This window comes from Pseudomonadota bacterium, from assembly GCA_039196715.1.
Taxonomy (GTDB): Bacteria; Pseudomonadota; Gammaproteobacteria; order CALCKW01; family CALCKW01; genus CALCKW01.
Genome location: JBCCUP010000120.1, coordinates 1 through 8,314 on the forward strand (window position 1 = coordinate 1; position 8,314 = coordinate 8,314).

General features: G+C 64.5%; 6 protein-coding genes. 2 read left to right on the plus strand and 4 right to left on the minus strand.

The features are described 5' to 3' along the window. Positions 1-342: 342 nt before the first annotated feature. The 3 genes from AAGA11_21930 to AAGA11_21940 are packed head-to-tail and all read right to left on the minus strand — an operon-like array spanning position 343 to position 4,441. Positions 343-2,478 carry a DUF3488 and transglutaminase-like domain-containing protein gene (locus AAGA11_21930; protein MEM9605533.1) on the minus strand — a complete coding sequence of 712 codons (2,136 nt, stop codon included), beginning with the start codon at positions 2,476-2,478 and terminating at the stop codon, positions 343-345. After that, a complete protein-coding gene (locus AAGA11_21935) occupies positions 2,475-3,449 on the minus strand; it encodes a DUF58 domain-containing protein (protein ID MEM9605534.1) in 975 nt (324 codons plus the stop codon). Before AAGA11_21935 ends, AAGA11_21930 begins: the two co-directional genes overlap by 4 nt. A 50-nt stretch (positions 3,450-3,499) precedes the next feature. Next, on the minus strand, positions 3,500-4,441 hold the full coding sequence (locus AAGA11_21940) for an AAA family ATPase (GenBank protein MEM9605535.1): 942 nt from the start codon (positions 4,439-4,441) through the stop codon (positions 3,500-3,502). A gap of 426 nt (positions 4,442-4,867) precedes the next feature. Here AAGA11_21940 and AAGA11_21945 point away from each other — a divergent pair, with 426 nt between their 5' ends. Together AAGA11_21945 and AAGA11_21950 are read left to right on the plus strand one after the other, a co-directional pair. Continuing rightward, positions 4,868-5,920, plus strand: coding sequence for a hypothetical protein (locus AAGA11_21945; GenBank protein MEM9605536.1), 1,053 nt, complete (start codon positions 4,868-4,870; stop codon positions 5,918-5,920). 437 nt (positions 5,921-6,357) lie between these two features. Next, a complete protein-coding gene (locus AAGA11_21950; protein ID MEM9605537.1) occupies positions 6,358-7,203 on the plus strand; it encodes a formyltransferase family protein in 846 nt (281 codons plus the stop codon). Between the two features lie 64 nt (positions 7,204-7,267). On the opposite strand, the gene AAGA11_21955 is transcribed toward AAGA11_21950, so the two are convergent. Further along, positions 7,268-8,314 (minus strand): Xaa-Pro peptidase family protein (locus AAGA11_21955; protein ID MEM9605538.1); only part of this gene is annotated, 1,047 nt, incomplete at its 5' end.

Genomic DNA, 8,314 nt, shown 5'->3' on the forward strand with positions numbered 1-8,314 from the left:
AGCTCCCACGAGCTCGGCGTTTCTCCATAGCTTCGGGATGCCCCATGCCTTGTGGGAGCCGCCGCCTCACGAAGTGAGCGTCGGCGAATGCGGTGTGTCGGTCGTCGAAAGATTCGCTGTATATCGCGTTGCGATGATGCAGCTCCCACGAGCTCGGCGTTTCTCCATAGCTTCGGGATGTCTCATGCCTTGTGGGAGCCGCCGCCTCACGAAGTGAGCGTCGGCGAATGCGATCTCTCTGTCACCACGGCATTCGCTGCATGTCGCTTCGCGACGATGCAGCTCCCACGGGTGAGGCCGTGCGCCGCAGCCAGGGAATGTCCGTATCCGTTCGTGAGTCTGTCACGTGCTCGCTGTGACGCGGCTCTCCGTGGACGCGACTTGCGCTGCCTGGCGGCGGCTGAACCGTGTCAGGGCAATGCCGAACGCGAGGTGCGCGAGCTCGCGCTGGACGCGCGCCCTGACACCCGTTGCGTGTGCATCCTCGGTGCGGCGGAACCGGAGTGTGGTGAAGGCCGCGTCGAGTTCGCGGAGCCGCAAACGCTGCGATGGCCACCGTTGCGCCGCACGGTGCAGGTACTCCGATGCCGATTCGTTGCGCTGTCGCGGCAGGCGGTGGTTGGCGAGGATCCGACACGCGCGCTGCCAGAGTTGCTCGTCCGGTGACAGGTGCGCGTGGCGTCGGTGCGGGATGCCGAGGATGAACAGCGCCCACAGCAGGCTCGCGCCGATGACGAACAGCACGATGTGCAACAGCGATGGGTTCAGGAAGCCGAGCTTGTCCCAGAGTTTCTTCTGGCTGTTGTTGTCGAAATTGACGACCAGCCGCTGCCACTGGTGGTTGAGTGCATCCCACTGCAGCTGCGCGCTGCGCAGCCAACCCGACTGCAACCGGGCCAACCCGGGTAGGGCGGATTCGGTTGGCAAGGCAGCCGAAATGCCCTGTTCCACGCGCGATGGCGAAACAAAGCCGGTCGGGTCGAAGCGCTGCCAGGCGCCGTCGATGAACGCCTCGGCCCAGGCGTGCGCGTCGGCCTGGCGAACGATCATGTAGTCGCCGTTCATCTCCCCGCCCTGGTAGCCGGTGACCACGCGTGCCGGAATGTCGGCGGCTCGCATCAGCACCACGAAGGCGGCGGCGTAGTGCTCACAAAAACCGGCCTTGGTCTTGAACAGGAACTCGTCGACCGGCGCGTCCCCGAGCACCTGGGGTTGCAGCGTGTAGCGGAAGGTGTCGCGGTGAAAGTGCTCGAGCACGTGCCGCGCGTAGTCGTGCTCACTCGATGTACGGCTGCGCAGGGCAGCGGCGAAGGCGATGGCCTCGGGGTTTTTGCCCGGCAGGTGCAGCGTGCTGGGTCGAGGTGGCCGGGACGGCACGAGCGTGTCACGCAACACCGACGACTGTCGGTACCGGAGCACCTGGGACACGTTGGTGTTGGCAATCAGTTGACCGTCGGCAAAGTAGCGCCCGAGCGGGCGCGCGATCGGTGCGCCGTTCTGATCGGGTGTGGCTCCGGTGTCCGCCGTTGGCACCGACGCCGCGGCGTCCAGCGCGAACAGCCACCGCTGCCGGTGCGGTTGCAGCATCACGGTGTAGTCGGTGCGCGTGCCGGCGTTGGCCGGCCGTTGCGGGCTCGATTCCGGGATCTCCTCGGCCACGGTCCAGTTTCGTCCATCGAACTCCGTCAATACCGGACCACGCCAGTAGAGCCGGTGCGGCGCGGGCGGCGCGTCGTCGAACTCCACGCGGAAGGCAACGTCGTTGGACTGTGACAGCGAGCCGATACTGCCGGGTGACATCGAGTCCGAGAGGCCGGTGGTGGCCATCGCGTCCTCGGGCAGCGACCAGAGCGGACCGGGCAAGCGCGGGAACACGAAAAAGAGCAGGGCCGCGAGTGGCAAGCCCTGCACCAGCAGTTTGGCGACAAAGCGCAGTTGCGCGCCGTTGCTCGCCGGGTTGGTCGAATCGCGCAGGATCGACAGCGCGAAGGCGATGGCGACCACCGCCGGCAGGCTGAAGAGGGCGGCGAGGATGGTCTGCGAGTAGAAGTACTGCGTAAGCAGCAGGAAACCCGACAGGCACAACAGCAAGGTGGCGTCGCTCGTTCGCCGGATTTCCGCGAACTTGGCGGCAACCAGCACGAAGAGGAACGCGACGCTCGGGTCCCGGCCCAATGAGTAGCCGTAGTCGAAGCGCAACAACAGCGCCGACGTTGCAGCGATCAGTGTGACCGTGATCGGCGACAACAGCAAACGCAAGGCGCGGCGGTGGGGTTCGCGGTGCAGCCAAAGTCGGAGGCCCACCAGCGCTCCGCCCACCCCACTCACCCAGACCGGCAAGTGAAAGACATGCGGGAACTGCACGAGAAACAGCACCGTCGCCAGCGCGATCAACGTGCGGCTGTCGGCCGCGGGCGCGGTCGGGCTGCGGCCGATCCGCGGTATCACGCGCCGCCACCCCCGGGCTGCCGTGCTCATTCGGGCAACCCGTAGAGGGCCAGAGTTTGCAAGACCTGCAATCGGTGGTGCTCGCCTCGGTCGCGTGCGTGGTGCTCGCCCGGCAGCTCGAGGGAGAACTCGGTGTGGCTCACGTGGGCGCGTTCCACCCAGGCAGTCAGGCGGGCGAGTTGGTCCTCGAGGTGGGCGTGACCCGTGGCGTGCAGGCTCAGCTCGACCGTGGCTGGGCTCTGGCTGCTCTCGAACGTGCGCACGTGCAAGCCTGCACCCTTGGCCGCGCTCTTCCAGGCAATCGCGCTGAGCGGGTCGCCTGGTCGGTAGTCCCGGACGCCCGCGATCTCGCCGTCCAGTGACGCAACGCGGGTGTCGCCGCTCTCCTCGGTCTGCGTCGAGGGCAGCGGCGGGGCGTCGGCTTCGGGTTGCGGGTACACCACTGCCTCGGCGGGCACGTGCAGGTAGCTCCAGCAGGTCCAGAGACCGACGGGCCAGTTGCTTTGCAAGGTCATCCGGCCGAGTCGCACACGGCCCCGACTGCGGGCAGGTATCGACAGGGTCGCGGTGGCGGTCTCGCCAGCGGCAATGGCGGTCATCGGTGTGATCCCGTGCGGGGTCCGGACGCAGATGCCGTGGCGCGTGTCCGACGCGCTGTTGTGGAGTGCAAAGCGAAAGGCAACGGCGTCACCACAGAAGCCGCTCTCGGCGTCGATCGCATGCACCTCGAGACCGGCGAGGTTCTTGTAGGTGTGCAAGAGGCTCGCGGCGAACAACCCGGTCAGCAGGAAGCTCAGCGCGTAGCCGAGCGACAGGGCGTAGTTCACCGAGGCAATCAGCATCAGCAGCAGCGCGAACAGAAAGGCCACCCCGCGCCGGCTCGGCACGATGTACACGCGGTGGTGCGTCGCGGTGTGTGGCAGCGCGTCCTCGGGCCGCGTGCGGAACAGGCGCTGCTCGACACGCGGGCTGACGGCGTGGGCGAGGGTGTTCGCGGACATGGTTGGGTCGCCGACCTAGCGGGCCGCTCTCGTACGCTCGGGCGAGGCGGTCATGGCATCGCCACCTGGTCCAGCAGCCCGGTCGCGACCGCGTGCCCGCTCTTGACCTGACCGGTCAGGCGGTGTCCCGCCAGGGCGGGAAACACCGCGCGCACGTCTTCGGGCATCACGTGGTCGCGCTGGGCGATCACGGCATAGGCCCGGCACAGGCGCACAAGGTTGAGGCCGGCGCGCGGGCTGAGGCCGGTGCCGAGGGTTCGCGTGGCGTGGATCAGGGCCTGGATGTAGTCGATCACCGGGCCGCTCACGTGGACGTCCTCGCACCGGGTGCGAAGGCCCGCCAGGCTCTCGGCGTCGAGCAGTGTGTCGAGTTGGGTCGCCTGCTGCCGACGGTCGCCGAGCTCGAGCAGTTTCCGTTCGGTGGTGGCGTCCGGGTAGCCGATCTCGATGCCGACCAGAAAACGGTCGAGCTGCGATTCCGGCAACGGGTAGGCGCCGAGCTGGTCGGTCGGGTTCTGCGTCGCGATGACAAAGAACGCCTCGTCGAGCGGGTGTGTCACACCGTCGACCGTGACCTGCCGTTCCTCCATGGCCTCGAGCAACGCGCTCTGCGCGCGCGGTGGGGCCCGGTTGATTTCGTCGGCGAGCAGAATGGATGTGAACACCGGCCCGCGCTGGAACACGAAGCTGTTGTCTCGCGAATCGAGAATCGATACCCCGACCACGTCGGCCGGCAGCAGGTCGCTGGTGAACTGCACCCGCGTCCAGTCGAGCCCGAGGGTCGCACTGAGCGCGTGCGCGAGTGTCGTCTTGCCAACACCCGGCACGTCCTCGATCAACAGATGGCCACGGCCGAGCAGGCAGGCAAGGGCGAGCGTCACCTGCTCGCGCTTGCCGAGCAGGACGCTTTCGAGTTGCGCGATCACATCGGCGAGCCGGTGGCTTGCCAGGGTGTCAAATACCGGTACGTTGGCCGTGGCGGTCTGGTTCATGGTGCTTTCGGGTGCGGTGATACGTGTGTAGCGGCGGCTGTGTCCCAACCTTGTGAGACCTGCACATCCGTTCAGACTCAGTGAGTGCCTGATTCGCCGGCATTGAAAAGCCTAAAAGTTCGCATACGATCAACTATGCCGAGCTGACCCTCAAACCACCTTGGTGAAGTGGAGCCAGCCCGATCATGTCGTCTTTGTCGCTCCTCTGGCGAGAACGAAAATCCTCTGTTGTCTGCACTGTCCAGTTGGCGAAGCCGACGGTACTTTGACACTCGTCAAGAGTCGAGATAGGCGGTCGTTACACCACGCATACCAGTGAGGTTTGATGCGTGGAACCTCGATCGGGTGCCGACGCACGCGCACTATACTGGGCTGACCCAGAGTGCATTGCACAGGGCAGCAATCGACGTTATGAGGACCCTCCCTATGCCGAGCGCGCCGCAGCTCGAAGTAACCCGCTACGCAGTCGATGAGATAGCACACTACTACGACAGCTCGACAGGCGACCTGATTGCAAGTACGGGTAACGTGTTCCGTGCTGAGCTGCAGGGACGGACGTACCGATTCACCGTGCCACTTCACATGAAGTACGGCCTCGCCCGCCGAGTGCGCTTGAGCCGTCGGCTGCTGCGCCTGGACAAGTCGAACGCGGTGTTCAATCACGCGCGCGACGGCATCGTGGTCTTGTACCGAGGTCTGATTTACTTCTTCGACTTGAACACCGAGCAGCTGCGCGAGGTCGGCAGACTCAAACAGTGCCGAAATGTACTGCACTGCGGAATCGCTGTGACATCAGAACACATCGTGCTTGGCGAATATGGCGTCAACCCCGAGCGCGATGCCGTGCCGGTGTGGCAGTCAAGCGACGACGGTCGCTCGTGGAGTGTCGTGCACGAGTTTGAAGCCGGTGCCATTCGCCACATCCACGGAATCTACACCGACCCCCACAGCGACAGCCTTTGGATTCCCACCGGGGATTTCTCCGGGGAGTGCTATGTCTTCGAAGTGCGCGACAGCGCATTCAACGAGGTTGTTCGACACGGTAATGGGGAGCAACGTTGGCGTCCGGTCAGCATGTTCTTCGATCCAGACAAAATCGTCTGGGCGATGGATTCGGAGTTGCAGACATCGTGTTTGCAGGTTTTCGACCGCGCCAGCGGTGAACTCCAAGAAATGAGAGGGTTTGAAGGGCCGGTGTGGTTCAGCAAGCGTTTCGAGGACGGTTCTGCGGTGTTGCAAACCACAGTTGAAGTTGGAGAAGGGGTTAAGAGCAACTGCTCGCACTTGCATTACTCGGAGGACTTGATCAATTGGGTCGAAGTCGCACGGTATCCGAAGGACCGCTGGCCGATGCCGTATTTTAAGTCCGGTGTCATTGCGTTTGCGGCAGGCCCCCAAACACGTGACGATTTTGTGTTCTTCGGTGAGGCACTTTCGGGTATTGATGGCCGAGTTGCACACGGACGGATCGCCTTGTGAGCGCAGCGTTGCCACCGTCTCGGCTCGCGCGGCTCACCGCCGACGAGCGGGCAACCCTCTCGCGTGAAATGCACGCTCAGAGCGATCACGGATTGGCGTGGCGCGAGAAACTGCGCCGTTACGCTGGGCTGTACGGTCGTCACCTCACACGAGACGCGGGTGAGCGTTTTGGCGCCGAGAGTGCGGCGCACCTCGAGTGGATCATTGACGCAATGTGTCTCTCCGGTGAAGGGATAGACCGACCGGATGCGGCGGCGCTGAACAGCGCCCTCTTTGCTGCGGACGCACTGCGCAGTGAGGCCCAGCGTGATCGTGTCCAGGCGGAAACCCGCGCACTGCGGGAACGCTTGCTCAATATGCCCGTGGTTGAGATTGCATCGCCGGCACTCGGCACGCCGTTCTCACCACCGCGTGCTGTGTGGCGAACTGAGTCGACCGTGACAAAGCCCGTGGTCATCATCTGCCCAATGCACAAGAGCATGAACACGCTTGTGTTGATGGAGTTGTGCCGGCGATTCGACGTGCCGCTCGCGGGGGTCATCTTGCGCAAGCTTGATTTTTCTCGTTTCCGGCAAGAGTTCAGCCGCGATGGCACGCGTTTGCTGCGAAAAGTGTGGCGCAAGTTCGTCCTGCGCGCGGATGAGAACGCTGCCGAGAGTGCGGTGTCGCTCAAGTCCGTGTTCACTGCACTGTCACCCGGTTTCAATGATGTCCGGGACTTTGCAAAGCAGCTGAACGTGCCGGTCTTCGAGGTGACAACTTTGGTTGAACCCCCTGCAGGCCTGGCATCCGGAGCTGCCCACACCGCGTTGTTCACTGGCGGTGGCTTGATTCGTCAGGCCATGCTGTCGCACTTTCCGGGTGGTGTGATCAATGTGCACATGGGGCCCTTGCCGCAGTACAAGGGCATGGACGTGGTGCAGGCCCCCATTCTGGATGGCTGCTTCACCAACGTGGGTTTAACAGCACACTTGATGGCTCCAGGCCTGGATGAGGGGCCTGTGTTGTCGCACTTCACAACTGACGCCCAAGCCTATCCGTCGCTGGGGTCGCTACGGAACGAAATTAGTGCGCTGGGCCCGCTGATGTCGTTTGACGCGGTTCTGGGTTTGGCGAGTGGCCGGTACCAGACGGTTGCACAACCCGAGGCGGGCAGGCAGTACTTCATTACCCACGAGGTGTTGAATGCCGTGATCTCGGACGTGATGGCAGCACGGTACTGCGAACCGGACGGTCCCAGCGAAATCGAGGCCCTGGTCAATCGGGTTCTGTCGTCCTTGTAGCGTCTTGCGGTGTCGATCCTGTTGGGTAGAACGCCGCTCAATCGCGACAGAGTCGTTTAACCGATTAGGCCAACACCACGTCCTCGAGCGCGTTTGAAAACGACGTGAGTGGCGCCCAGCCGTCGGCGGTGACCACCACGCTGTCGCCAACCTGGGCGCGGAACACCCCGGACTGGCTCACCGAGCCGTCCACAGCCAGCACCATGCCAGGCTGAATCACCGTGGTGTCACCGGTCACGAGCTGCGGTTTTTCGAGGAAGCTGTAGCCCGTCGCGCGGCCGCAGCGGAACGGGTAGTCGAATCCGGCTGACTGAATCACCTCGGCGTAGGCGGCGTGCACCGACTCGGCGGTGACACCAGGCCGCAACGCGTCGAGCGCCGCGCGCTGGCTCTCGAGCGCAACACGGTACAGGCGTTCCTGCAGCGGGTCGGTGATGTCGCCGATCCAGAAGGTGCGGTCGAAGCCGAGCTTGAAGCGGTGGAAATTGGTCATGCCGCAGAAACAGAGGAACACCGGCTCGCCGTGTTGCATCACGCGCGTCGAGGCGCGGTGGTGCGGTTTGGTGATCTCGTTGCCCGACGCCATGATCTGCAGAAAGTGGGTATTCGGCGACATGCAGCCGTCGTCGTAGTGCGCTGCGAGCAACGTCGCTGCCGTGCGGGTGCCAGCCGCGCTGGTCGCGAGTGCCACTTCGAATTCCGCGACGCCCGCGCCGATCGCGTCGCGCCCGGCCGCCATCATCGCGTTGGCCACGTCACCTGCGTGCCGCGCGAGCTGAATCTCTTCAGCCGACTTCACCATCCGCTGTTCGGCGAGAATTGGCGTGATGTCGACGGGGCGGGTGACGAGCGAACCAATGGCGCGCGCGACCACTGGCGGCATGGCGTCTGGCTCGAGGCCGACGGTGCCGGCCCCCGAGAGCAGGGCGGGCAGCTCAGTGCGCCACTCGTTGCCCTCCCCGTCGTTCCAGGCCGCGATGCGGTCCACGTGGGCCGACGCGTTCGCCATGTCGAGCTCCATCGTCGGCGTGATCAGCACCGACGCCCCACCGGCCGTGAGCACGAGCAGCGTCGGCCGGCCAAAATCCATGTGCAGGTAGTCGTAGTAGCC

What these genes read in the sequence shown, in the direction of transcription:
- AAGA11_21930 (MEM9605533.1), bottom strand. Translation starts at nt 2,478, where the DNA reads ATGAGCACGGCAGCCCGGGGGTGGCGGCGCGTGATACCGCGGATCGGC.
- AAGA11_21935 (MEM9605534.1), bottom strand. Translation starts at nt 3,449, where the DNA reads ATGTCCGCGAACACCCTCGCCCACGCCGTCAGCCCGCGTGTCGAGCAG.
- AAGA11_21940 (MEM9605535.1), bottom strand. Translation starts at nt 4,441, where the DNA reads ATGAACCAGACCGCCACGGCCAACGTACCGGTATTTGACACCCTGGCA.
- AAGA11_21945 (MEM9605536.1), top strand. Translation starts at nt 4,868, where the DNA reads ATGCCGAGCGCGCCGCAGCTCGAAGTAACCCGCTACGCAGTCGATGAG.